Genomic DNA, 23,489 nt, shown 5'->3' with positions numbered 1-23,489 from the left:
GAGCGCATCGCCAGGAAGTGCCCAAGCTATTCGAAACTGTGACAGAGCGCCTGCTCGGGAGGGGTCTCCGGAAGAAAGACCTGGCGTGTCGTCAGTTTCATCTGGTTCGATGGGGCCGCATTCCGTCCTTGATCACGAAGGCGCCGAGTGGTTGATTCCGTGCATCCTCATCACCCATGACGCGCCATCACGACAGGTTGGTTCGCCTGCCATCAAGGGTGGTTCGCACCAATCCGTGGATCTGCCCGTCAGGGCAACACCAGATGAACGAAGAGGAATAGTCATGGCAAAGCGCATGTCCCGCTTGCTCGTTGGCGGTGCGGTCGCCGTGGCCGCCACGCTCGGCGCCACCGCACTGGCCTCCGCCGACGGCACTCCGGCGGACAACTCGGCCGCGCCGGTGGCGGTCGAGGACTTCAACTACCCCGGCCCGGCGCCGTACCCCAACGTCAAGCTGCTGCGCGGCGACGGCCACATCGTGCTGTCCGACTGCGCCGTCGACAGCCAGATCAGCGTGTTCAGCTTCGACCTGCCCAACGCCGGCGGCAACCAGATCTGCTTCCGCGCCACCAGCACCACCGGCTACCTCGCCCTGGAGGTGCCCAACGTGTTCCGCATCCGCACCGACGCCTACTCGCTCAACGCCAAGCTCACCAGCGTCGACGGCGCGCAGAGCGTCGACATCGCCAAGGGCACCGCCCTCCCCGTCGGGATCGGCAGCGGCTCCGGCAACGGCAAGCCGGCCGCCCTGCTCGAACTGCGCGTCACCGGCTGACCAGCACCGGCCCGCACCGCTCCCCGCTCACCTTCCCGATGGAGCCCCAGGTGACCCACACCCCCCTCCGCACGGCCAGAAGGACCGGCCGCGCCACCGCAGGCCGGTGGCTGGCCGCCGCCGCCGTGACCGCCACGGCCCTCGCCGGCGCCACCACACTCGCCGCAGCCGACACCACCCCCGCCGACAACTCCGCCGCACCGCCCGCGGTCGAGGACTTCGCCTACCCCGGCGCCGCCGCCATCACCAAGGTGAAGCTGCTGCGCGGCGACGGCCACATCCTGCTCGGCGAATGCTCCAAGCCCAACCAGATCCAGGTCTGGACCATGGCCCCGGGCAACCCGGACAACCAGATCTGCTTCACCGTCTCCGGCACCACCGGGTCGCTCACCCTCGAGCTGCCCCAGGTCTTCGCCATCCAGACCTCCGGCGGCCGCGCCGTCCGGGCCGGCCTCACCGACGGCACCACCCAGCAGACCCTCGAGGTCCCCAAGGACGGCTTCCAGCCGGTCGGCAAGGGCAGCAACGGCAACGCGACCAGCCTCCTCGAACTGACCGTCACCGGCTGACAGCCACCCGCGCATCCGTTCCTCACCGTCTGGGAATACACATATGCCTCGCAACTCCTCGCCCCGCTCCCTGCGGGCGGGTGTGCTGGTCGCGGCTGCGGCCGCCGGCACGCTGAGCACCTTCTCTCCGGCCGGGGCCGTCTCCGGCGACGCGGCTGCCGACAACACCTACACCGCCGCCACCCGCCTGGTGATCGGCGACAACCTGCGCGGCTGCACCGGCGCGCTGGTGGACCGCTACTGGGTGGTCACGGCCGCCTCCTGCTTCTCCGACGACCCGGCGCAGCCGCAGGCCCTGGTGGCCGGTGCGCCGAAGTGGAAGACGACCGTGACCGTGGGCGCCAAGTCGGCCGAGGTGGCCGAGCTGGTGCCGCGCGCCGACCGTGACCTCGTCATGGCGCGTCTCGCCACGCCCGTCGACGGCATAGCCCCGCTGCCGCTGGCGACCGCCGCCCCGACGGCCGGGCAGAGCCTGCGCGTTCCCGGTTTCGGCCGGACGAAGGACGAGTGGGTGCCCGCAAAGCTCCACACCGGCGTGTTCAGCCTCGACACGGTGAGCGCGACGGGCATCGCCACCACCGGCACCGGTGGCGCCGCGATCTGCAAGGGCGACACCGGCGCTCCGGCGATCCGCGAGGTCAACGGCAAGGCCGAACTGGTGGCCGTGGCCTCCCGTTCCTGGCAGGGCGGCTGCCTGGGCACCCCGGCCACCGAGACCCGTACCGGCGCGTTCAGCTCCCGCGTCGACGACCTCGGCGACTGGGTGAAGGGCCTGCGCAACCGCACGGCGGAGGTCAAGGCGGGCCTGAATCTGCAGATCATCGACATCAACAACAGGGTGTGGAACACCGCCAACGACTTCAAGGGCGGCGGCTGGCTCGGCTCCTGGTCGACCGCCAGCAGCCCTTCGCCGATCGCCGTGGACAGCGTCGCCATCGGTGACACCGTGCACGCCTACGCCGTCGGCTCCGACGGCAAGGTCTACACGCGTGACGGCAAGGTCGGTGGCGCGTGGACCGCGTGGAGCGAGGTGCCCGGCGGTGCCGGCGGTGCCCAGGGCGTCACCGCCGCGGTCCGCGGCGGCAGCACCGTCAGCCTCCAGATCATCGGCTCCGACGGCTCCCTCTACAGCACCCACGTCGACTACGCGGGCGGTGGCTGGCGCGGAAGCTGGGACCAGGTCGGCGTCAACAGGCTGAAGTCCATCACCAGCGCCACCACCGCGGACGGTGTCGTCCACGTCTTCGCCATCAACGAGGACCTTCGCGTCTACGGCCGTGACTACAGGCCCGACGGCAGCTGGACCCCGTGGGGCGAGATCCCCGGCGGCGCCGTCGGCGTCCAGGGCATCACCGCCGCCGCCCGCGGCAACACCGTCGACCTCCAGATCATCGGCGGCGCCGGCGACCTGTTCACCACCTACGCCTACTACGGCGGCTCCGGCTGGGACCCGCAGTGGCAGAAGGTCAGCGACAACCGCCTGAAGGCCATCTCCAGCAGCGCCGAGGGCAACGTCGTCCACTTCGTCGCTGTCAACGAGGACACCAAGGTCTACACCCGCGACGCCGACTACAACGCCGGCAAGTGGACGCCGTGGACCGAGGTCCCCGGGGGTGCCTTCGGCGTGAAGGCGATCACCGCCGCCACCACCGGCTGACCCCGACCCGCACCGCACCGCGTCCCGCCGGACCGGCCGCCGTCCGGTCGCCCGTCCGGCGGGACACCACCTTCTCGTCACTCCTCAGGGGGGAATTCCTGATGTCCCGTAAGTCCCAGTTCCGTTCCCGTCGGGCGGGTGTGCTGGTCGCGGCCGCCGCCGCCGGCACGCTGAGCGCCGTCTCTCCGGCGGGTGCCGTGGTCGGCCCCGAGGCTGCCGACAACACCTACACCTCTACCGCCCGTCTGACGATCGGTGACAACCTGCGCGCCTGCACCGGCGCGCTGGTCGACCGCAGCTGGGTGCTCACCGCCGCCTCCTGCTTCTCCGACGACCCGGCTCAGCCGCAGGCCCTGGCGGCCGGCAAGCCGAAGTGGAAGACCACCGTCACGCTCGGCGCCAAGTCGGCCGAGGTGGCCGAGCTGGTGCCGCGCGCCGACCGCGACCTCGTCATGGCCCGTCTCGCCACGCCCGTGGACGGCATCGCCCCGCTCGCGGTCGCCACCGCCGCCCCGACCGCCGGGCAGAGCCTGCGCGTCGCCGGTTTCGGCCGGACGAAGGACGAGTGGGTGCCGTCCAAGCTCCACACCGGCGCGTTCACCGTCGACACCGTGAGCGCGACCGCGATCGGCATCACCGGTACCGGTGGCGCGGCGGTCTGCAAGGGTGACACCGGTGCCCCGGCGATCCGTGAGGTCAACGGCAAGGCCGAGCTGGTGGCCGTGGCCTCCCGCTCCTGGCAGGGCGGCTGCCTGGGCACCCCGGCCACCGAGACCCGGACCGGCGCGTTCAGCTCCCGGGTCGACGACCTCGCCGGCTGGGTGAACCAGGTGCGGGTCTCCCGTCCGGCCAGCCGGCTGTTCGCGATCGGCGGCGACAGCCAGATCTGGGCCAACGAGGGCGCGTACACCACGAACGTGTGGGGCACCTTCGAGGCCGTACCGAACAGCGGCGGCGTCCGGCAGGTCAGCGCCGTCACGATGGGCGACAAGGTGCGCCTGTTCGGCATCGGCAGCGACCAGCGGATCCGGACCACCACCAGGGACGCCTCCGGCGCCTGGTCGCCGTTCGAGGTCGTGCCGGGCAACAGCGGCATCCGGCAGGTGACCGCCGTCGCCATGGGCGACAAGGTGCGCCTGTTCGCCATCGGCGGCGACGAGCGCATCTACGGTGCGGACGGCGACTACGCCGCGGGCACCTGGAGCGCGTTCTCGCCGCTGCCCAGCAGCGCCATCAAGCAGGTGACCGCCACCGTCGTCGGCAACACCGTGCGCCTGTTCGCGATCGGTGGCGACGGCCGGATCTGGACCAGCACCGGCGACTACACCGCCGGCACGTGGAGCACCTTCGAGGCGATCCCCAGCAGCGGCATCCAGCACATCGCCGCCACCACCATCGGCAACACCGTGCGGGTGTTCGCGGTCGGTGCCGACAGCCAGATCTGGACCACCGACAGCACCGGCAACGGCCCCTGGACCACCTTCGAGAAGGTGCCCGACGTCCTCGGTGTCAAGCAGGTCGCCGCCACCACCATCGGCGACACCATCCGCCTGTTCGCGATCGGCACCGACGCCAAGATCTGGACCGCCGACAAGAAGGCCGACGGCAGCTGGACCACCTTCTACGAGGTCGCCAGCAGCGCCATCCAGGGCATCGCCGCCACCACCGGCTGACCCGGGTCCCGGACCCGTGCCCCGCGGGGGCCGTCGGCGCGAGACCGACCGCCCCCGCGGGCTCCCACCCACCGACCCGAAGGGGAGTCCCCATGTCCCGCAAGTCCCAGCTCCGCCCGCGGCGGGCGGGTGTGCTGGCAGCCGTCGCGGCCGCTGCCGCCGGCGCGCTGACCACCTTCGCCCCGGCCGGCGCCGTCTCCGGCGGCGCCGCGGCCGACACCACCTCCGCCACCACCGCGCGGATCGTCATCGGCGACAGCCTGCGCGGCTGCACCGGCGCGCTGATCGACCAGTACTGGGTGCTCACCGCCGCCTCCTGCTTCGCCGACGACCCGGCGCAGCCGCAGGCGCTGGCGGCCGGCAAGCCGAAGTGGAACACCACCGCCACCGTCGGTGCCACGTCGGCCCAGGTGGTCGAGCTGGTGCCGCGCGCCGACCGCGACGTGGTGATGGCCCGTCTGGCCGTGCCGGTCGACGGTGTGACGCCGCTGGAGGTGGGCACGTCGGCGCCGACGGCCGGGCAGTCGCTGCGTGTTCCCGGTTTCGGTCGGACCAAGGACGAGTGGGTGCCGGCCAAGCCGCACACCGGCGCGTTCTCGCTCGACACGGTGAGCGCGACCGCTGTCGGCATCACGGGGACGGGCGGCGCGGCGGTCTGCAAGGGCGACACCGGTGCCCCGGCGATCCGCGAGGTCAACGGCAAGGCCGAGCTGGTGGCCGTGGCCTCCCGCTCCTGGCAGGGCGGCTGCCTGGGCACCCCGGCCGCCGAGACCCGCACCGGCGCGTACGCGACCCGGGTCGACGACCTCGGCGTGTGGATCACCAACGTCCGCCACTCGACCCCGTCGGGGACGAAGGTCACCGGCTCGCCGTTCACCGTCGTCGACCCGGCCACCGGGCACCCGCTGACCTTCGTCCAGGACAGCAAGAACCACCTGTGGTCGGTCGACCCGCAGAACGAGGGCTGGACCGACCTGGGCGGCTACGCGGCCGCCCGCCCGACCGCGATCGCCAACCCGGCCGACAACCACGTGATCGTGTACGTCAACGGGCCGGACAACAAGCTCTGGTCCTACGACCGCACCACCGGCAAGTGGACCGAGTTCGTCCCCACCCCCGCCGGGACGGTGCTGGCCCCCGACGCCGTGCCGCGCACGGTCGTCGACCCGGCCACCGGCCACCTGGTCACCTTCGTCCGCGACACCGCCCACCACCTGTGGTCCGTCGACCCGCAGGGCGAGGGCTGGTACGACTTCGGCGGGCTGGCCGCCACCGACCCGGTGCCGGTCGTCAACCCGAACGACGGCCACATCGTGGTGTACGTCAACGGGCCGAACAACCGGCTGAACTCCATCGACCGCCGGGGTGCCGGCCGGGTCGAGTTCATCCCGCCGGCCCTGGCCCCCGACGCGGTCCCCTCGACCGTGGTCGACCCGGCCACCGGGCACTTCACCACCTTCGTCCGCGACGCCGCCAACCACCTGTGGTCCGTCGACCCGTTCGGCCCGGGCTGGCGCGACTGGGGCGCGATGGCCGCCACCGACCCGGTCGCGATCGCCGACACGGCCGGCAACCGGACCGTGGTGTACGTCAACGGGCCGAACAACCGGCTGAACGCGCTGGACTTCGCCACCGGGAAGTGGACTGAGTTCGCGCTCACCCCGTCGGGCACCGCGCTGGCCGCCGACGCCGTCCCGCAGACCGTCGTCGACCCGGTCAGCAAGCACCTGGTCACCTACGTCAGGGACGTCAACAGCACGCTCTGGTCCGTCGACCCGCAGGGCCAGGGCGGCCCGCTCTGGGTCCGCTTCCACGGCGGCCCCTCCGCCCCCTGACCCGGCCCTGACCCGCAGCGGCCCCGCTGCGGCCGCCGGTCGAAGGCGCCACCGGCACCCCGCGCACCCGCGGGGTGCCGCCCTCCCCGAACGATCCGAACGACCTGAACGATCCGCGAACGCTCCCTGGAGATCCCTCATGCCCCGCAAGTCCCAGGTCCGCTCCCGGCGGGCCGGCGTACTCGCCGCTGCCGCTGCCGCTGCCGCCGGCACGCTGTGCAGCATCGTCCCGGCCGGCGCCGTGGTCGGCGACACACCTGCCGACGGCTCCTACGCCTACACCGTCCGCCTGGCGATCGGCGACAACGTGCGCGTCTGCACCGGCGCGCTGGTGGACCGCTACTGGGTGGCCACGGCCGCCTCGTGCTTCTCCGACGACCCGGCGCAGCCGCAGGCACTGGCCGCCGGTGCGCCGAAGTGGAAGACCACCGCCACCGTCGGGCGCACCGACCTGGCCACGGGCGCCGGTGTCGTGACGGACGTGGTGGAGCTGGCGCCGCGTCAGGACCGCGACCTGGTCCTGGCCCGCCTGGCCGTCCCCGTCACCGGCGTCGCCCCGCTCGCGGTCGCCACCACCGCCCCGACCGCCGGCCAGACCCTGCGGGTGCCCGGGTACGGGCGCACCAAGACCGAGTGGCTCCCGAACCGGCTCCACTCCGGCGCGTTCAGCCTCGACACGGTGAGCGCGACCGCTGTCGGCATCACGGGGACGGGCGGCGCGGCGGTCTGCAAGGGCGACACCGGTGCCCCGGCGATCCGCGAGGTCAACGGCAAGGCCGAGCTGGTCGCGGTCGCCTCCCGCTCGTGGCAGGGCGGCTGCCTGGGCGTGCCCGCCGGCGAGACCCGTACCGGCGCGTACAGCACCCGGGTCGACGACCTCGGCGCGTGGATCAACCAGGTCCGCGACGGCTGGTGGGACACCGTCACCGCCAACCCGGCCGCCCGCAGCTCGGTCTACGACCCGGTCCGGAAGACCACCACGGTCTTCGCCGTCGACAGCGAGCGCCACGTGGTGTCCTCCTCCAGCGCGGACGGCACGACCTGGAGCGACTGGACGCGGGTCGGCGGCGACTGGCGGTTCGCGAGCGTCCCCACCGCCGTCTTCAACCCCGCCACCGGTGCCATCGAGCTGTTCGCCATCGGCACCGACGGCGTGCTCTGCCAGACCTACTGGCTGCCGGACGGCAAGGGCTGGGTCGAGTGGTACTACCAGCCCACCGACAAGAGGTTCACCGGCAGCCCCACCGCCGTCTACAACCCGGCGACGAAGACCGCGGAGGTCTTCGCCACCCAGACCAACGGGGCCGTCGCGCACTCCTACTACACCGTGGGCACGGCGGGGTGGAGCGGCTGGTACGACATCAAGGCCAACAAGGAGTTCACGGGCAGCCCGAGCGCCCTGTACAACCCCTCCACCGGTGCCATCGAGCTGTTCGCGGTCAACACCGACGGCGTGCTGAAGCAGAGCTACTGGTTGCCGGGCCAGGACTGGAACCCCTGGTACGCCCAGGACGACAACGTGAGGTTCACCGGCAGCCCCACGTCCGCCTACAACCCGGTCACCAAGGTCGTGGAGGTCTTCGCCACCCGGACCAGCGGGGCCGTCGCGCACTCCTACTACACCCCGGGCATGACGAAGTGGAGCGGCTGGTACGAGGTCCCCGGCCGCGGGTTCGCGGGCTCGCCGACCGCCGTCTTCGACCCCGCCACCGGCGGCTTCGCGCTGTTCGCGGTCGACGGCAACGGCGTCCTCGCCCGCGCCGCGTGGCAGCCCGACGGCAAGCCGTGGAGCGACTGGACCAGCATCGGGGACTGGCGGTTCACCACCGGTCGCTTCCCGACCGCGACGTTCAACGCGGCGGCCGGCACCCTGGACCTCTTCGCCACCGGCCAGAACGGCGCCTTCAACCACGCCTCGTACCAGCCGGGGAAGAGCGGGTGGAGCAGCTGGAACACGCTCCCCGGCAAGACCATGGTCACCGGCTGACGAAGCGTCCACGGGCCGTTCAAGGACCGGGCCCGGCCGCTCCCCGCTCAGGCAGGGGGAGCGGCCGGGCCCGGTCCGTCGTGCGAGCGGTCAGAGGCGCTCGGGGACCGGGTTGCCGACGGCCTCGATGGCGCGGCGGACCGGGACCTTGAGCAGGACGGCGAAGCCGATGACGAAGAAGACCAGCAGCGAGATGATCGCCGAGCGGTAGCTGCCGGTGAGCTGGTAGGCGAGGCCGAAGACGAGCGGGCCCATCCAGCTGGTGCCGCGGTCGCTGACCTTGTAGAAGCTGAAGTACTCGGCCTCCCGGCCCGGCGGTATGAGGTGGGAGAAGAGGGAGCGGGAGAGCGCCTGGCTGCCGCCGAGCACCAGGCCGATCATGCAGGCCAGGGCGTAGAACCAGGCGGGCTGGTGGGCGGGCATGAAGTAGCCGAGGGCCAGGGTGACGACCCAGCCGACCAGGGAGCCGAGGATGGTCCGCTTGGCGCCGTACCGGTGGGCGATCCGGCCGAGCAGCAGGGCGCCGCCGATCGCCACGACCTGGACCAGCAGCACGGCGGTGACCAGCGAGGTCTGCTCCATGCCGAGTTCCTCGCTGCCGTAGAGCGAGGCCTGGGAGACGACGGTCTGGATGCCGTCGTTGTAGCAGAGGAAGGCCGCGAGGTAGAGCAGGGTGAGCGGGTGCTCGCGCATCCGGCGCAGGGTGCGGCCGAGTTCGCGCAGGCTGCCGGCGGCGGGCTTGCCGGGCTTGCCTGGCGCGGTGGCCGGGGTTTCCGCGGGGTCGGCGGGGGCGGTGGGGGCCACGCCGGCCCGGGAGGGCAGCCGCAGCATCGGGACGATGGTGAACAGCGCCCACCACAGGCCGGCCGAGGCGAGGCAGATCCGTACGGCGGTGCCGGAGTCCAGGCCGAACGCGTCGTGGCCCTGGAACAGCGCCAGGTTGGCGATCAGCAGCAGTCCGCCGCCCGCGTAGCCGTAGGCCCAGCCCTTGGAGGAGACCTTGTCGCGCTCGTCGGGGGAGGCGAGGCCGGGCAGGTAGGCGTAGGACAGCGCGACCGAGACCGCGTACGCGATGTTGGCGACCACCAGCAGCCCGCCGCCGAGCAGGTAGCGGTCGCCGCCGAGGAAGAACATCCCCATCGTGGCGAGCGAGCCGACGTACGCGAAGCCGCACATCAGCTCCTTGTGCCGCCCGGTGCGGTCGGCGACGGTGCCGGTCAGCAGCATCACCGCGACCGAGAGCAGCACGGAGAAGGAGACCGTGTACGGGAAGAACGATCCTGCGCGGATCGTCAGGCCGAGCGGGTGGACGTTGCCGGCCGCGTCGGCGGCGTCCTTGGCGACGGTGGTCAGGTACGGGCCGAGGAACACCGTCAGGACGGTGGCCGAGAAGGCGGCGTTGGCCCAGTCGTTGATGTACCAGCCGAACTGCATCCGGCGCAGGGAGCGTGCGTCGGTGTCGGCGGCGGCCGGGTCGGCGTCGGGGGCGGTCGGTGGGTCGTCCGGCAGGTGCGTCGCCGAGTTCGTGGTGCTCATGGGGTTCCCATCACCGTGCTGGAGCCGGTACTGCCGTCCGTCCAGCAGCCGCGCTCGCCGAGGACGTCCCGCAGGACGTCGATGCGATCGGCCATGATGCCATCCACACCCAGGTCCAGGAGAGCCCTGATCCGTGTGGGATCGTCCACAGTCCAGACGTGCACCTGGAGGCCGAGCCGGTGGGCGGTGCGGACGAAGGCCCGGTCGACCACCCGGACGCCCCGGTGACGCTCCGGCACCTGCGCGCACAGCCCGGCGAACGGCGCCCCGGACGGGGCCCCGGACGGGGCTTCGGACGGCGCTCCGGACCGTGTGGAGGCGCGCCCGGGCAGGAACGATTCGGCCAGCGAGCGCAGCCGCAGCCGGGACACCTCGCGCGGGCCGAGCGAGGTCGCCAGCCGGGGTCCGGCGGCGGCGCGGACGGCGGCCAGCCGGCTGTCGGAGAAGCCGCCGACGCAGACCCGGTCCCAGGCGTCGGTCCGGCGGATCGCCTCGACCAGCGGCCCGACGGCCGGCGCCGCCTTGACGTCGATGTTGAAGCGGGCCCCGGGGAACGCGCCGAGCAGGTCCTCCAGCAGCGGTACCGGCTCGGTCCCGCCGATCCGGGCCCGCCTGACGCTCTCCCAGGGCAGCTCCGCCACCGCCCCGGCGCGGTCGGTGACCCGGTCGAGGTGCGTGTCGTGGAAGGCGACCAGCACACCGTCGGCGGTCGCGTGCACGTCCGTCTCCAGGTAGCGGTACCCGAGCGCGACGGCGGCCTCGAAGGCGGCGAGCGAGTTCTCGGGGCGCCCGAGGTCACCGCCCCGGTGGGCGAAGGCGAGCGGCCCGGGGTGGTCGAGGAAGGGGTGCATGCGGTGCTCCGAGCTGCGGGGGGAGGGCCCGACGGGTCCGAAGGGGTCGGGATCCGCGGGCGTACCAGCGCGTTACAGTATGACGCACCCTGTCAAGCAGTAACGCGCCGCCGGGCCCCCGGCCGGATCCCCGGCCAGGCCCCCCGTCAGGCCCCCCGGACGTCCCGGCGCATGCCGAGGATCTCCGCGACGGCGTCCAGCCACCGGGCGAGCAGCTGGTCGCCGTCGACGCTGGTGACGGTGGTGGCCGCCGAGCCCAGCCAGTCGCGGGCGAGCCGGGCCGGCTCCGCCCCGGGCAGCGGCTCGGCGAGGTCCGCGGCGTAGCGGGCGCCGCCGCTGCGCACCACCTCGGCGAGGAAGGCGAGCGACCGGGGGAGCACCCCCAGCGCGTCGGCGGCCAGCGCCGCCGCGACGGCGCCCTCGCCGAACAGCGCGGCCCGGTGCGGACCGGCGAAGGCCAGGCCGTAGCGGAGCATGGCGGACACGTCGAGCTGCCGCAGCTCCTCGTCGGTCCTGGGGCGGAAGCGGTCGTCGGGGCTCATCGGACCGTCACCGGGTAGGTGTTGCGCACGACCATGTTCCTGTTCTCTTCGCTGGGTGCGGGGAGGTTGCAGTAGCTGCGGAAGCAGTTGAGGAGGGTGACGGCGGTGGTCCCGCGGCCCTTGGCCTCGAAGGTGTAGAAGCGGGTGCCGCCGACGCCGTCCGAGGTCTTCGACTCCGCGGGGAGGTCGAGCTTCTCCGCGACCAGGGCCGCGACCGCGGCGTCCGGCTGCGGGGCCGCGACGCTCCAGCGGTCGCCGACCGAGGAGTTGTCCCGGACGGCGATCGTGAAGCGCTCGCCGACGGCGAGGCTGACCGAGCGCTCCTCCGCGCCGAGCACCCGGCCGCGGTCCGGACCGGACGGCGCGTCCTGCCCGCAGGCCGTCAGCCCGGCCGCCAGGACGGCCGCCAGCGCCACCGCCCGCAGCGGCCCGCGGGCCGGCCTCCGCGCCGACGCCGCCGTGAACACCCTTGCCACGCCGGTCACTTCGGCAGGTGGACGGCGTAGGCGGTGGGCAGCCGGTCGTCCGAGGCCCCGGCCATCCGGCCGTTGACGAAGTCGTCCTCGCTGACCCAGGTGGTGGTGCCCCACGGGTTGTAGATCTGCAGCATGTTGCCCTCCTGGCCGACGATCATCATCGCGTGGCCCGACCGCTTGCCGTCCTTGTCGTAGCCCTCGACCCCGACCGGCACCGGCTTGCCGTCGGCGACCGCCTTCTCGATGTCCGGCAGCAGCTCCCGCCGGGCGTTGCTGTCCGGCATCGGCTTGTAGTCGAAGTCGGCGCCGGTGTGCGGGCTGACCTCCTTCTCCAGCACCTTCTCCTTGCCGTCCGCCCCCATGCCGTCCCAGTTCGCGCCGCCGTCGCCCTCCTGGTGCACCCGGTGCTGCTCGGCCAGCAGTCGCTGCTGGAAGGCCGCCGGGTCGTCCTCCTGGCCGGACGGGCCGCCGGTCAGGTCCAGCGCGTAGAGCGGGTCGACCATCGCCCGGGCCGTGACGGTGGAGGAGGCGACGCAGGTGCCCTCGGTGTCCGCCTGCTTCCAGTTGGCGCCGTCGAAGGTCACCTGGTCCGTGTTCCGGTTGGAGCCGTTGTCCTGCTGCCCGCCGCTGCTGGTGTCCCCGTCCTCGGTGTAGACGGGCGTCAGGTGCGTCCGGAGCCACTCCGGGTCCTTGCCGTGGATCTTGCCCTGGAAGGCGCGAATCTCGTCCATGGAGTGGCCGGCCGCCAGCGCCTTCATCAGATAGGCGCGCTCCTGCGGGGACTTGGAGTCGGCGAGCAGCTTCTCGAAGTCCGCCCGGTCCTTGTCGTTCATCTTGTCCAGGTACTCGCCGGACCGCTTCATGTCGTTGGCGGTCAGCAGCTCGTTCAGCTCGGTCGGGCCGTCCGGACCGGAGGTCTCGGCCAGCACCAGCTTGTCGGCGGCGGTGACGGCGTTGGTCTTCATCTTCCCCGCCCGGGCCTCGGAGGCCAGCTTGTTCAGGTCGCGGGCCGCCGCCCGGGCCGCCTCGTCGGCGTGCTTGGCGGCGCTCAGCATCGCGTCGACCTGGGGCACGGCGGCCTGCTGCGCCTTCTTGCGCGCCGCCTCGTCCTCGTCGTCCTCGAACCACTCGTCGAACCAGCCCTGCTCGCCGCCCAGTTCGCTCAGCACCTGCTGGAGCGCGGACCGCGCGGCGCGGTCCTGGCCCTGGGCGGAGCGCAGCGCGTCCGCGAGGCCGAGCAGGGCCGTCCCGCCGTTGTAGAGCGCGGTGGTCTGCTGGTCGACGGCGCGGGCGGCGGCGGCCACCACCTCGGCGGCCTTCGCACCCGTCGAACCGGTCCAGACGTCCGGCAGCCCGGAGGTGGCGACCGCCAGGACCTCCTGGTGGAGCTGGGTCGAGTCGGCGGCCGCGGTCTTGTAGCGGTTGCCGGTGGCCTCGATGGTGCCCGGGTCCCCGACCGGCGCGTGGATCGCCAGCGCGCCCTTGATCGCGGAGATCAGATCGTTCTTGTTGTCCGCCCCGCGGACGTCCTTCAGCCGGTCGGTCAGCGCCTTGCAGCGCTGCGTGGTGGATTCGCCTGCCATGACGGCCCGTTCGCCCCCTGTACCCGTTGCCCGTGGTGTCGTTCCCCGCCGCTGCCCGGCGGTCCTCCGTCGGCTGCCCATCGGCCGCTCGACGGCTGCTCATCGGCTTGCGGACGTCAGCTCGTCAGCCGCCGTCCGCTCCGGTGTCCGGCGCGCGCCGGCCCCGCCTCAGCCGAAGGGCCGGTAGTCGCCGCTGCGCGAGGCGGACGCGAGGTCCTTCACCACGCTGCCGTCGGCCGACTGGTAGCCGTTCGAGGAGCCCCGCACCTTGCCGGCCAGCTCGCTCAGCGCGCTCTTGATCGTCGCGGTCTCCGCCTGCCAGGCGCTGCTGAAGTTGCGGTACGCCGGGTCGACGTCCTCGCCCCCGAACACGTCCGCGCTGTAGCAGACCGGGTCGCTGATCGCCGTTCCGATCGTCCCCTCGTCCCCGGACGCCTTGTCCAGCGCCTTCGCCTGCCCCTCGGCCCCGCCGGCCTGGATCGCGTACCCCGACCCCTGCGCCATGGTTCACCCCTCGTGCGTCCCCCGAGCCGTCCACGCGACGGCGTTCGAGCACCCTACGGGCCCTCCGGTGCCCGGGCAATTCGTATCGCGCCTGGTGGGAGGGCTGTTGCGAATTCATGACACACCGTCCGGAACCCGGTGACGGCGGGCGACGGACGCTCCGTCCGCAGTCACCGGGCGCCGCGCCGCGGACGTCACCCTGCCGCGGGCGGGGCGGCGGCCCCGGCTACTGGATGCTCCAGCGGTGCGGGTGGCGGGGGTCGGCGGGGCAGGCGAAGACGTTGAGCAGGCCCCAGCGGCCGACGGTGACCTCGGTCGGCATGACGACGCCGTGGCCGTCCGCCGAGGCCTCGTCCTCCAGCGGCCGCCAACTGCCGCTGCCGCCGTCCCACTCCGAGCTGTCGACGGTCAGCAGCAGCCGCATCGGGGTCGCGCAGTCGTGGCAGTCCATCGGTGCCGGGTCGGTGCTGTGCCAGGAGGCGAAGCCGCCGACGCGCCAGCCGGGCGGGATGGACAGGTCGTACTGGTAGAGCGGCGGGTCGTCCTCCCCGTGCTCCTCGGCCGCAGCCTCCCGGGCCTTCTCCCAGGCGCGGACGCGGGCGCACAGGTCCTCCGGGAGGAGGCCGGCGAACGGGTAGGTGGGCACCTGCTCGGGATGCAGCACGCACGGCTCGGGCAGGTACCCGTCGAAGCCGACGACCTCCGGTCGAGGGGGCGTGGCCAGCACCTCGGCGACCTCCCACGAACGGCGCCAGCGCAGGTCGAGCAGCATCTCCCAGCGGCCCGGGCCGTGGGCGTCGAAGGGGCACCAGAACACCTGGAGCAGGTCGCAGCCGTTCGGCCCGGGCGGCAGGTCGGGGACGTCCCGCCGGTAGAACTGCGCGAGGCCGACCAGCGGCAACGGGCCGTCCGCGGCCGGGCTTTCGACGCGGTGGCGGCGGTCGAGCTCCTTGAGCAGCTGCCGTTCCGCGTCCGTCGGCCCGGGGTCCTGCTCGCGGCTCCAGGCCGCGGCCAGGACCTCCCGGGAACGGTGGACGTCCGCCGGGCGCCGGCCGCGGGCGTGCGGGTGGGGGTCGGTGCAGACCGGCCAGGGCTCGTCCGCGGGCCACAGCAGCGGGCCGCCGACGGAGCTCGCCGAGGCGTCCGGCCGTCCGGGGCGCGGATGGAGCCGGGTGGTGGTGCCCCGGTGGTGCGCCAGTTCGGGAAAGAGCGCCTCGACGTCGAGCGGGCGGGGGGGTGTGGTTCTCGGCATGGGGTCGACCCTAGAGAACGGCCGGTGGCGCCCGGAACCAGGGTCCCCGGCGCCGTGCTGTCAGCGCCGTGCCGGTGTCCCGCCGACGGTGACAGCGCGGTGTCCGCGTCCTGCAAGTGGCGGACCGCACAGTGGTGTTGAGGCAGAGCAATCCATGGGAGGAACACCATGTCGAACAGCACTTGGCCGGGCTCCGGCCCGCGCACCACCTCCGTCCTGGTCTCCGGCGCCGGGATCGCCGGCACCGCCCTCGCGTACTGGCTGAACCGGTACGGCTTCCGGGTCACCGTCGTGGAGCGGGCCCCCTCGCTGCGCGGCGGCGGGCAGGCCGTGGACGTCCGCGGCACCGCCCTGACCGTGGTCGAGCGGATGGGGCTGCTGGAGGAGATCCGGGCCCGTCGGACCGGCCTGCGCGGGATGTCCGTGGTCGACGCGGACGGCCGCGAGCTGCGCCGCACCACCGAGTGGACGGCCACCGGCGGGCCGGTCGACGGCCCGGACGTGGAGATCCTGCGCGACGAACTCGCCGGGCTGATCGCCGCGGCGGACGCGGGCGTCGGGGGCACCGGAACCGCCGGGCCCGGCGTCGAGTACCGCTTCGGCGACTCGATCGACACCCTGGTGCAGCACCGGGAGGGCGTCGAGGTCCGGTTCCGCGGCGGCACCGAGCAGGCCTTCGACCTGGTGGTCGGCGCCGACGGCTTGCACTCGAACACCCGCCGCCTCGTCTTCGGCCCCGAAGCGGACTACCTGCACCCCATCGGCACCTACCTCGCCGGCTGGAGCGTGCCCAACCACCTGGGCCTGGACCGCTGGGAGGTCGTCCACCGGCTCGGCGACGACCAGAACTGGTTCTGCATGGCGATGACCGTCCGCGACAACAGCGAACTGCGGGTCTTCGTCGGCCTCGACACCGAGGAGCCGCTCGACCGGATGCTCCCGCGCGACCCCGCCCGGCAGCGGCGGCTGGTGGCCGAGCGCTCCGCCCACGCGCGCTGGGAGGTGCCGCGCTTCCTCCGGGCGCTGGAGGAGACCGACGCCTTCCACTACGACGTCGTCGCCCAGATCCGGATGGAGCGCTGGTCCAAGGACCGGGTCGTGCTGCTCGGCGACGCGGGCTACTGCTGCTCCCCGTTCACCGGTCAGGGCACCAGCGTGGCCCTGACCGCCGCCTACGTCCTGGCGGGCGAGCTGCACGCGGCCGACGGCGACCACCGCGCGGCCTACCCCGCCTACGAGCGGCGGCTGCGCGACCACGTGGCCGCCAACCAGGCGATCCTCGAACTGACCGGCGACCGGCGGGCCCGGGTCGACAGCATCGCGAACCTCGAAGGGCCCGGTCCGGAGCTGGAGGCGGCCTTCCGGGCGGCCCTCGACTTCGACCTGCCCGCGTACTGACCGCCCCGACCGCCGGTTTCGCCGCCCCGACGATCTGCCCCGACGATCCGCCCCGACGACCGTCCCGCCACGGCCCGTCCCGCCACGGGCCGTCCGGGCGGGACGTCCTACAAGGCGGGGGAGAGCTCCGCGGCGAGCCGGCGCAGCTCGGGCCCGTACTCCGGGTTGGCGAGCGCGGCCGCGAACTGGGCGCGCAGGTAGGCGGCGGGGTTGCCGGTGTCGTACCAGGTGCCGGCGATGACCTGCCCGTAGACCGCGCGCCGGGCCGCGTAGGCGTTGATGGCGTCGGTCAGGTAGACCTCGTCCTCGGGCTTCTCGTGCCAGCGGAGGGTCAGTTCGCGCAGCTCGTCGACGATGCCCGGGGTGATGACGTAGCCGCCGATCGCCGCGTACGAGGAGGGCGCGTCGGCCGGCTTCGGCTTCTCGACCAGGCCGCTGATCCGCAGCGAGCCGCCGCCGAGGTCCTCCTTCACCACCGGCACGCCGTACCGGTAGGAGTCCTCGGGCGCCATCGGCATCAGCGCGAGCACCGGCGCGTTGGTCTGCTCGTACGCCCTGATCAGCTGCTGCGCGCGGGGGACCTCCGCCACGAAGACGTCGTCGGGCCAGAGCACCAGGCAGGGCTCGTCCCCGAAGTGGCGGGCGGCGTTGAGCACCGGGGTGCCGTTGCCGTACGGGCCGTGCTGGTAGAGGTAGCTGATGTGGCCCTTGCGGGACAGCTCGCCGACCTCCTCGACCGCCGCCGCGAAGGCCTCCTTGCCGTCCCGGCGCAGCTGCTCGACCAGGACGGGGTTGGGGCGGAAGTGCTCCTGGATCAGCCCCTTGTCGCCGTTCACGACGATGGTGATGTCGGTGATGCCGCTCTCGACCAGCTCGCGCACGGTGTGCTCAATCACCGGCTTGTCGCCGACCGGCAGCATCTCCTTCGGCGTGGCCTTGGTCAGCGGCAGGAGGCGGGAGCCGAGCCCGGCGGCGGGGATGACGGCTCGGCGGATCGTCCTGGGGGCCATGTGAGACGCTCTCTCGTTTCGTCGGTGGTGCGACGCCTTGGTGACGCGGCGTCACGGCCGACGCTATCAAGGACCGGCGGCACGTTGAGTGGACGGCTGCCGTACGGAAGTTGGCCCCCCGGCGGCCGTCCGGCTGCGCCCGCCGCCCGCGGGCGGCCCGTGACCGGTGGGGCGCGGGAGGTGCGAGGGGATTCGTGGGAGATTTGTCCGCCGGGGGACGTCAAGACGGCGTCGCCCGCTCCGACCACCGGTCGAGGGCGGCCCCGCCGGGGCCCGCGAACCCGAGGAGGACGAGATGAAGTTCCTGATCAGCCTGCACCTGAACCCGGCCGTGCTGGACGCGCTGACCGACGAGGAGAAGGGGGCGATCGGCGCCGGGCACGGCCGGTTCATCGAGGAGCTCAGGGAGTCCGGCGAGCTGGTCCTCACCCAGGCGCTGGTCGATCCGTCGCAGGCCGCCGTGGTGACCGTCCGCAACGGGCAGCCGGTGGTGACCGACGGACCGTTCCTGGAGGCCAAGGAGTTCCTGGGCGGCTTCTACCTGGTCGACTGCGAGGACAAGGAGCGCGCGGTCGAACTGGCCGGCCGCATCCCGGACGCCGCGATCGAGGGGCTGGGCGTCGAGGTGCGGCAGGTGATGTTCTCCGACGGACACTTGGAGGCATGACGGAACCGGACTTCGAGGACCTGCTGCGTGGGCTCACGCCGCAGGTCCTCGGCGCGTTGGTACGACGGTACGGCCGCTTCGAGGGGTGCGAGGACGCGGTGCAGGAGGCCGTCCTCGCCGCCACCGTGCAGTGGCCGTCCGAGGGGGTGCCGGACAACCCGCGCGGCTGGCTGGTGACGGTCGCCTCGCGGCGGCTGATCGACCAGCTGCGCGGCGACCGCGCGCGGCGCGAGCGGGAGTGGGCGACGGCGGCCGCCGAGGTGGTCCCGGAGGAGGTGCCGGACACCGACGACACGCTGCTCCTGCTGTTCCTGTGCTGCCACCCGGCGCTGACCGCGGCGTCCCGGACGGCCCTGACGCTGCGGGCGGTCGGCGGACTGACCACGGCCGAGATCGCCCGCGCGTTCCTGGTGCCGGAGGCGACGATGGCGGCCCGGATCAGCCGGGCCAAGCAGCGGATCAGGGCCGCCGGCGGCTCGTTCGAGCAGCCCGGGCGGGCGCTGTCGGCGGAGGAGCGCGAGGAGCGGCTGCGGGTGGTCCTGCACGTGCTCTACCTGATCTTCAACGAGGGCTACACCGCCACCTCCGGCGGCGAGTTGCACCGCCTCGACCTCGCCCGCGAGGCGATCCGGCTGACCCGGGCGGTGCGCGCGCAGCTGCCCGAGGACGGCGAGGTCGCCGGGCTGCTGGCGCTGATGCTGCTGACCCACGCCCGCCGCGCGACCCGGACGACGGCCACCGGCGACCTGGTCCCGCTGGCCGAACAGGACCGCACCCGGTGGGACCGCGACCTGATCGGGGAGGGAACGGCGCTGGTCAAGGCGGCGCTGGCCGGGCCGGAGCTCGGCCCGTACCGGCTCCAGGCCGCGATCGCCGCCACCCACGCCGACGCGGCCCGCGCCGAGGACACCGACTGGCGGCAGGTGCACGCCCTGTACCTGATCCTGGAGCGGATCGCACCCAACCCGATGGTCACCCTCAACCGGGCGATCGCCCTCGCCGAGACGGAGGGCCCGGAAGCCGGCCTGGCACTCCTCGCCGCGCTGGACGCGGACGCCCGGATGGCCGGCCACCACCGGCTGCTCTCCGTCCGGGCGCACCTGCTGGAGCGGACCGGCGACACGGCGGGGGCGTACGAGCACTACCGGCGCGCCGCCCGGGCCACCGCGAGCCTCGCGGAGCGCCGGTACCTGGAGACCTGCGCGGGCCGGGTGCGGCCGGCCGGTTGAGCCGGCCCGCTGATCGGGCCCGCTGATCGGGTCTGCTGATCGGGCCTGCTGAGCCGCGTCCGGTCGGGCCGCCCGGCCGCGCCGCTTCGTGGGGCCCGGGGCCCGGGTCAGAGCCCTATCGCGTCGGCGGTCTGCTCGGTGGTCCAGGCGAAGAAGTCGTCCGCCGGGTCCAACGAGCCGACCAGCTGGCCGTGGAGCTCGAAGCCGATCAGGCCGACCAGCTGCACCCAGGCGCCGATGGTCCGGGCGAGGACGTGCGGCGGCAGGTCGAGGCCGAACTCCGTGACGATCCGGGTCAGTTGCCCGGCCAGCGCGCCCCGCGGCGGCGGGACGGGCTGGGTGGGCCGCAGCCTGGCGTCGCGGACCACGCCGATCAGGGCGAACGGCAGCCGGGTGGCGGGTTGGACGGTGGTGCGGGGCGCCGCGTAGCCCGGCACCGGGGTGCCGTAGAGCAGCGAGAACTCGTGCGGGTTGGCCCGGGCCCAGTCGCGGGTGGCCGTCCACAGCGCCCGCCAGCGCTCGCGCGGCGCGGCCGCCCCGGCGGTGGCGAGGGCGCCCTCCGCGGCCGCGCCGAGTTCGTTGTAGGCGTCGATGATCAGCGCGGTCAGCAGCTCGTCGCGGCTGGCGAAGTAGCGGTACAGCGCGGAGGAGGCCATGCCCAGCTCGCGGGCGACGGCGCGCAGCGACAGCTGCTGGGCGCCCACCGAGGCGAGTTGGCGGCGGGCCTCCTGCTTGATCTCGCGGGTGAGTTCCTCGCGGGCCCGTTCGCGGGCGGTCCGGATCGCTGGCATGGGGACAGACTGCCACATTTCGGAGCGCCGCACACAAGCGAGAGCACTGCTCTTGTTTCTTTCATCCGCCGATGCCATGCTGAAGACGTCGAAGCGAGAGCAGTGCTCTCGAAGAGAAGCGGTATTCACGGAATCGAGGAGTCGCGATGTCCCGCGCCGAGCACCTGCCCAGCTCCACCACCCGCCTCCAGGCGCCCACCACCCGCCTGGGCATCGCCGCCGGCAAGCTGCTCAACGGCATGGTCGCCGCCTTCGCCAAGGCCGGGGTCAGCCTCTGGGGCTCCCGGGTGCTGGCCGTCCGCGGCCGCACGAGCGGCGAGTGGCGCACCACCCCCGTCAACATCCTCACCCACGAGGGCGAGCGCTACCTGGTCGCACCGCGCGGCCACACCCAGTGGGTCCGCAACCTCCGGGCGGCCGGCACCGGCGAACTCCGGGTCGGCCGCCGCACCGAGGCCTTCCGTGCCACCGAACTCCCGGACGCCGACAAGCCCGAGGTGCTCCGCGCCTACCTGCGCCGCTGGAACTGGCAGGTCGCCCCGTTCTTCGAGGGGATCGGCCCGGACGCCCCGGCCGAGGACCTGCTCCGGGTCGCCCCCGGCTACCCGGTCTTCCGCATCACGGGCAGCTGAACGCCCCTGCCGGACGGGGGCGTTCGTACCGGAAGGGAGGAACTACGGTGAGTCACCGGGCCCTTCTTGCTCCCGAATCGTTGTCCACGGCGGCAGACCAGCCGAGGACAACCACCGGAGGTTCCCCATGAGGGACGAGCCCGAAGCGACGGACGAACCCGAGAAGGCCGACGAACCCGAGAAGACCGACGAGGTCATGACGATCGACGGATACGAGATCGTCGACGGGATCGAGACGATCGACGGGATCGAGATCCCGCCGTACCGCAGCTACACCTGGGACGGCGAGGAGGGGGCCGTCCACATCGTCCTCTACCCGGGCGAAGAGGAGGCCGACGAGGAGCGCAAGGCCGAGTTCCGGGCGAGGGGCGTCCGGATGCTGGCCGACCTGAACGCCGAGCGGGAGGCGGAGCACACCCCGCCGTTCCCCGGTATGCCGAACCTCCGCCTGATCCACGGCGAGGGCCCCGCCTGAGGTCCCGCCCCCGCCTGGACACCCCGCTGCCCGCCCTGTGACACCCCGCCCGCGCACGCGCCGAGGCGCGTCCGCGGGCGGGACGGGACGGGGCGGGGCGGTGCGGTGCGCGGGCGGTGCGGTCGCGGCGCGCGGGCGGCGCGCGCCGGACCGGGCCTCAGCCCTTGCCGCCGCCCGCCTTCAGCACCTGGGCCGCGGCCACGCCCGCCGCGCTGAAGCCGTGCCCGCCGCCCTCGACCTCGGCGGCGACGGCGAGGTCGCCGCGGTAGGCGATGAACCAGCTGTTGGTGGCCTGGCTGCCGGCCTCGACGGTGCCGGTCTTGGCGCCGATCTGGCCGGACAGGCCGGCCATCGGGGTACGGGCGGTGCCCTGGGTGGCGGTCTTGGCCATCATGGCGCGCAGGTCCCGGGCGACGTCGGCGGGGAGCCTGCTCGGCGCCGTCACGCGCTTGGCGTCCTCGCGCAGCACGGGCTGGCGGAACGTCCCGTTCTGCACGGTGGCGGCGACCGAGGCCATCAGCAGCGAGTTGACCTGGATCCGGCCCTGGCCGATGTACGCGGCCGCGGCCTCGTCCTTGTTCCCGGGCGTCGGGATGGTGGCGTCCCGGCTCGGGACGCCGATGTGCCACTCCAGGCCGAGGCCGAACTGGTCGCGGGCCACCGTGCCGAGGGTGCCGGGCTGGAGCTTCTCCAGGCCCTTGTCGATGAAGCCGGTGTTGCAGGAGCGGGAGAAGTCGTCCGCGAGCGTGTAGGACGGGAAGTCGCCGCTCTCGTCGTTGTGCCAGGCGCGCGGGGAGTAGGTGGTCTCCTTGCACGGCACCACGGTGTCCGGGCGCACGCCCGCCTCCAGCAGCGCGGCCGAGGTGATCACCTTCATCGTCGAGCCGGGCGCCTGGCCGCCCGCGAGCGCGCGGTTGAAGCCGCCCTGCGGGGCGTTGGCGATCGCCAGGATGTGGCCGGTGCTCGGCTGGACGGCCACCAGCGAGGCCGGATTGCCGTTCGCCGCCTGCTGCTTGACGGCGTCCTCGGCCACCTGCTGGAGGTCGGCGTCCAGGGTCAGCTTGACCACCGGGGCGCTCGGCGGCGTCAGCACGAACAGCGGCTCCGACTCGCCGCCGCCCGAGAGCACCACGGCCCGTCCGGTGGTGGCGGCCGCGCCGTCCGGCGGGGCGATCTGGGGGAGGACGGCGCGCAGCGACGGGAAGGTGTCGAGCGGTCGGCCCTTGCGGTCGGTGGGCTTGGACACCGGGTTGGGCGTCTCCTGCACCCCGATGGTCCGGCCCGGGGTGAGCTGGGGGTGGATCACGGACGGCTTCCAGCGCACCACGGGCCGCCCGTCCTGGGACCGGACGACGCTCAGCACGCTGTCGTACTCCCAGGCGTCCGGGGTGCCCTCGAACTCCGCCTTCACCCGGAAGCCGAGGGCCGGCTCGCTCGGGCCGTCGGCCTTCGCGGGGCCCGTCCCGGTCAGGGCGAGCGAGCGGGCGCCCACCTGCTCGTGGAACGTGGCCAGTGCGGCGCGGGCGGTCTCCGGCCGGTCCGTCAGGCCGGCGGCGGCCGGGATGTCGCCGCGGCTCCAGGCGGCCAGGAACTCCTTGGCCGTCGACTCGGCCTGCTCGGCGGTCGGCGGCTCCTGCGGGGCCTTCGCCACGGTGCCGGCGCCCTGGTGGCCGCCGCCGGCCGGTCCGTTGTCCGTCACGGCGTTCAGCACGTTGTAGGCGCCGTAGCCGCCGACCGCCAGCAGGGCGGCGAACACCCCGCCGGCGGCGACCATCACGACCCGGCGCGTGGTCGAGCTGCGCGGGGCCCCGTCGTCGTGCCCGTCATGCCCGTCGAGGTCGTCCAGATCGTCGTACTGGTCGTACTCGATCTCGACGTCGGCGAGTCGGCCGTCCTGCTCGTGCCGGTCGTGCCCGTCGTGCCGGTTGTCCCTGTGCTCCTCGAACATGCTTCCGTCCCCCCTGCGATCCTCCGTGGTGGCGGGCACGCCCCCTCCGGCATGTCGGCCCGCCGGCCCGATGACCGGACGAAGGTCCGTTCGGGCGCG

General features: G+C 73.4%; 21 protein-coding genes. 11 read left to right on the top strand and 10 right to left on the bottom strand.

What is annotated here, in order from left to right:
- Positions 1–283: 283 nt before the first annotated feature.
- From ACLWS4_RS19210 to ACLWS4_RS19185, 6 genes are all read left to right on the top strand, one after another.
- Complete coding sequence (locus ACLWS4_RS19210; RefSeq protein WP_375877572.1) at positions 284–775, top strand: hypothetical protein; 492 nt, start codon at positions 284–286, stop codon at positions 773–775.
- A gap of 50 nt (positions 776–825) precedes the next feature.
- Entirely contained in the window at positions 826–1,344 is a 519-nt protein-coding gene (locus ACLWS4_RS19205) for a hypothetical protein (RefSeq protein WP_387966984.1), read from the top strand.
- A 43-nt stretch (positions 1,345–1,387) separates the two neighbouring features.
- Complete coding sequence (locus ACLWS4_RS19200) at positions 1,388–3,001, top strand: trypsin-like serine protease (RefSeq protein WP_416874728.1); 1,614 nt, start codon at positions 1,388–1,390, stop codon at positions 2,999–3,001.
- Between the two features lie 101 nt (positions 3,002–3,102).
- Positions 3,103–4,674 (top strand): trypsin-like serine protease, encoded by a 1,572-nt coding sequence (locus ACLWS4_RS19195; protein ID WP_416874727.1) that lies wholly within the window; start codon positions 3,103–3,105, stop codon positions 4,672–4,674.
- A gap of 92 nt (positions 4,675–4,766) precedes the next feature.
- Positions 4,767–6,509 (top strand): trypsin-like serine protease, encoded by a 1,743-nt coding sequence (locus ACLWS4_RS19190; RefSeq protein ID WP_416874726.1) that lies wholly within the window; start codon positions 4,767–4,769, stop codon positions 6,507–6,509.
- Between the two features lie 139 nt (positions 6,510–6,648).
- A complete protein-coding gene (locus ACLWS4_RS19185; RefSeq protein ID WP_416874725.1) occupies positions 6,649–8,496 on the top strand; it encodes a trypsin-like serine protease in 1,848 nt (615 codons plus the stop codon).
- 90 nt (positions 8,497–8,586) lie between these two features.
- Here the strand turns inward: ACLWS4_RS19185 and ACLWS4_RS19180 are convergent, their stop codons facing one another.
- From ACLWS4_RS19180 to ACLWS4_RS19150, 7 genes are all read right to left on the bottom strand, one after another.
- A complete protein-coding gene (locus tag ACLWS4_RS19180) occupies positions 8,587–9,930 on the bottom strand; it encodes an MFS transporter (protein WP_387830330.1) in 1,344 nt (447 codons plus the stop codon).
- 98 nt (positions 9,931–10,028) lie between these two features.
- Complete coding sequence (locus tag ACLWS4_RS19175; RefSeq protein WP_416874724.1) at positions 10,029–10,883, bottom strand: glycerophosphodiester phosphodiesterase; 855 nt, start codon at positions 10,881–10,883, stop codon at positions 10,029–10,031.
- Between the two features lie 146 nt (positions 10,884–11,029).
- Positions 11,030–11,425 carry a hypothetical protein gene (locus tag ACLWS4_RS19170; protein ID WP_074005972.1) on the bottom strand — a complete coding sequence of 132 codons (396 nt, stop codon included), beginning with the start codon at positions 11,423–11,425 and terminating at the stop codon, positions 11,030–11,032.
- Positions 11,422–11,901: a protease inhibitor I42 family protein gene (locus ACLWS4_RS19165; protein WP_416874723.1), complete on the bottom strand. Its 480-nt coding sequence runs from the start codon at positions 11,899–11,901 to the stop codon at positions 11,422–11,424. Before ACLWS4_RS19165 ends, ACLWS4_RS19170 begins: the two co-directional genes overlap by 4 nt.
- A gap of 5 nt (positions 11,902–11,906) precedes the next feature.
- On the bottom strand, positions 11,907–13,484 hold the full coding sequence (locus ACLWS4_RS19160) for a peptidoglycan-binding protein (protein WP_416874722.1): 1,578 nt from the start codon (positions 13,482–13,484) through the stop codon (positions 11,907–11,909).
- Positions 13,485–13,652: 168 nt separating this feature from the next.
- Entirely contained in the window at positions 13,653–13,988 is a 336-nt protein-coding gene (locus ACLWS4_RS19155; protein ID WP_074005969.1) for a hypothetical protein, read from the bottom strand.
- A gap of 226 nt (positions 13,989–14,214) precedes the next feature.
- On the bottom strand, positions 14,215–15,240 hold the full coding sequence (locus ACLWS4_RS19150; RefSeq protein WP_416874721.1) for a hypothetical protein: 1,026 nt from the start codon (positions 15,238–15,240) through the stop codon (positions 14,215–14,217).
- A gap of 168 nt (positions 15,241–15,408) precedes the next feature.
- On the opposite strand from ACLWS4_RS19150, the gene ACLWS4_RS19145 reads away from it, so the two are divergent.
- Positions 15,409–16,638 (top strand): FAD-dependent monooxygenase, encoded by a 1,230-nt coding sequence (locus ACLWS4_RS19145; RefSeq protein WP_387972818.1) that lies wholly within the window; start codon positions 15,409–15,411, stop codon positions 16,636–16,638.
- 107 nt (positions 16,639–16,745) lie between these two features.
- Here the strand turns inward: ACLWS4_RS19145 and ACLWS4_RS19140 are convergent, their stop codons facing one another.
- The gene (locus ACLWS4_RS19140; protein WP_049651410.1) at positions 16,746–17,648 is read right to left on the bottom strand and encodes a UTP--glucose-1-phosphate uridylyltransferase; all 903 of its coding nucleotides are present in this window, start codon (positions 17,646–17,648) and stop codon (positions 16,746–16,748) included.
- A 295-nt stretch (positions 17,649–17,943) separates the two neighbouring features.
- On the opposite strand from ACLWS4_RS19140, the gene ACLWS4_RS19135 reads away from it, so the two are divergent.
- On the top strand, positions 17,944–18,315 hold the full coding sequence (locus ACLWS4_RS19135; RefSeq protein ID WP_049651409.1) for a YciI family protein: 372 nt from the start codon (positions 17,944–17,946) through the stop codon (positions 18,313–18,315).
- Positions 18,312–19,544, top strand: coding sequence for an RNA polymerase sigma factor (locus tag ACLWS4_RS19130; protein WP_416874720.1), 1,233 nt, complete (start codon positions 18,312–18,314; stop codon positions 19,542–19,544). Before ACLWS4_RS19135 ends, ACLWS4_RS19130 begins: the two co-directional genes overlap by 4 nt.
- A gap of 107 nt (positions 19,545–19,651) precedes the next feature.
- On the opposite strand, the gene ACLWS4_RS19125 is transcribed toward ACLWS4_RS19130, so the two are convergent.
- Positions 19,652–20,335 (bottom strand): TetR/AcrR family transcriptional regulator, encoded by a 684-nt coding sequence (locus tag ACLWS4_RS19125; protein WP_074005965.1) that lies wholly within the window; start codon positions 20,333–20,335, stop codon positions 19,652–19,654.
- Between the two features lie 146 nt (positions 20,336–20,481).
- Here ACLWS4_RS19125 and ACLWS4_RS19120 point away from each other — a divergent pair, with 146 nt between their 5' ends.
- Together ACLWS4_RS19120 and ACLWS4_RS19115 are read left to right on the top strand one after the other, a co-directional pair.
- Entirely contained in the window at positions 20,482–20,967 is a 486-nt protein-coding gene (locus ACLWS4_RS19120; protein ID WP_082345683.1) for a nitroreductase family deazaflavin-dependent oxidoreductase, read from the top strand.
- Between the two features lie 127 nt (positions 20,968–21,094).
- Positions 21,095–21,442 carry a hypothetical protein gene (locus tag ACLWS4_RS19115; RefSeq protein WP_074005964.1) on the top strand — a complete coding sequence of 116 codons (348 nt, stop codon included), beginning with the start codon at positions 21,095–21,097 and terminating at the stop codon, positions 21,440–21,442.
- 157 nt (positions 21,443–21,599) lie between these two features.
- Here the strand turns inward: ACLWS4_RS19115 and ACLWS4_RS19110 are convergent, their stop codons facing one another.
- Complete coding sequence (locus ACLWS4_RS19110; protein WP_416874719.1) at positions 21,600–23,390, bottom strand: penicillin-binding transpeptidase domain-containing protein; 1,791 nt, start codon at positions 23,388–23,390, stop codon at positions 21,600–21,602.
- Positions 23,391–23,489 lie beyond the last annotated feature (99 nt).

Origin of the sequence: Kitasatospora sp. SC0581 (genome assembly GCF_048159585.1) — a bacterium.
Classification (GTDB): Bacteria; Actinomycetota; Actinomycetes; order Streptomycetales; family Streptomycetaceae; genus Kitasatospora.
Note: the sequence above shows the minus strand (reverse complement) of the source record. Positions and strands in the feature narration are given on the sequence as shown.

Bases quoted from the DNA above. Each gene is read 5' to 3' on its own strand.
- ACLWS4_RS19175 (WP_416874724.1), bottom strand. From the start codon at position 10,883: ATGCACCCCTTCCTCGACCACCCCGGGCCGCTCGCCTTCGCCCACCGG.
- ACLWS4_RS19140 (WP_049651410.1), bottom strand. From the start codon at position 17,648: ATGGCCCCCAGGACGATCCGCCGAGCCGTCATCCCCGCCGCCGGGCTC.
- ACLWS4_RS19170 (WP_074005972.1), bottom strand. From the start codon at position 11,425: ATGAGCCCCGACGACCGCTTCCGCCCCAGGACCGACGAGGAGCTGCGG.
- ACLWS4_RS19125 (WP_074005965.1), bottom strand. From the start codon at position 20,335: ATGCCAGCGATCCGGACCGCCCGCGAACGGGCCCGCGAGGAACTCACC.
- ACLWS4_RS19195 (WP_416874727.1), top strand. From the start codon at position 3,103: ATGTCCCGTAAGTCCCAGTTCCGTTCCCGTCGGGCGGGTGTGCTGGTC.
- ACLWS4_RS19110 (WP_416874719.1), bottom strand. From the start codon at position 23,390: ATGTTCGAGGAGCACAGGGACAACCGGCACGACGGGCACGACCGGCAC.
- ACLWS4_RS19150 (WP_416874721.1), bottom strand. From the start codon at position 15,240: ATGCCGAGAACCACACCCCCCCGCCCGCTCGACGTCGAGGCGCTCTTT.
- ACLWS4_RS19120 (WP_082345683.1), top strand. From the start codon at position 20,482: ATGTCCCGCGCCGAGCACCTGCCCAGCTCCACCACCCGCCTCCAGGCG.
- ACLWS4_RS19185 (WP_416874725.1), top strand. From the start codon at position 6,649: ATGCCCCGCAAGTCCCAGGTCCGCTCCCGGCGGGCCGGCGTACTCGCC.
- ACLWS4_RS19115 (WP_074005964.1), top strand. From the start codon at position 21,095: ATGAGGGACGAGCCCGAAGCGACGGACGAACCCGAGAAGGCCGACGAA.
- ACLWS4_RS19135 (WP_049651409.1), top strand. From the start codon at position 17,944: ATGAAGTTCCTGATCAGCCTGCACCTGAACCCGGCCGTGCTGGACGCG.
- ACLWS4_RS19160 (WP_416874722.1), bottom strand. From the start codon at position 13,484: ATGGCAGGCGAATCCACCACGCAGCGCTGCAAGGCGCTGACCGACCGG.
- ACLWS4_RS19145 (WP_387972818.1), top strand. From the start codon at position 15,409: ATGTCGAACAGCACTTGGCCGGGCTCCGGCCCGCGCACCACCTCCGTC.
- ACLWS4_RS19190 (WP_416874726.1), top strand. From the start codon at position 4,767: ATGTCCCGCAAGTCCCAGCTCCGCCCGCGGCGGGCGGGTGTGCTGGCA.
- ACLWS4_RS19155 (WP_074005969.1), bottom strand. From the start codon at position 13,988: ATGGCGCAGGGGTCGGGGTACGCGATCCAGGCCGGCGGGGCCGAGGGG.
- ACLWS4_RS19180 (WP_387830330.1), bottom strand. From the start codon at position 9,930: ATGCAGTTCGGCTGGTACATCAACGACTGGGCCAACGCCGCCTTCTCG.
- ACLWS4_RS19200 (WP_416874728.1), top strand. From the start codon at position 1,388: ATGCCTCGCAACTCCTCGCCCCGCTCCCTGCGGGCGGGTGTGCTGGTC.
- ACLWS4_RS19210 (WP_375877572.1), top strand. From the start codon at position 284: ATGGCAAAGCGCATGTCCCGCTTGCTCGTTGGCGGTGCGGTCGCCGTG.
- ACLWS4_RS19130 (WP_416874720.1), top strand. From the start codon at position 18,312: ATGACGGAACCGGACTTCGAGGACCTGCTGCGTGGGCTCACGCCGCAG.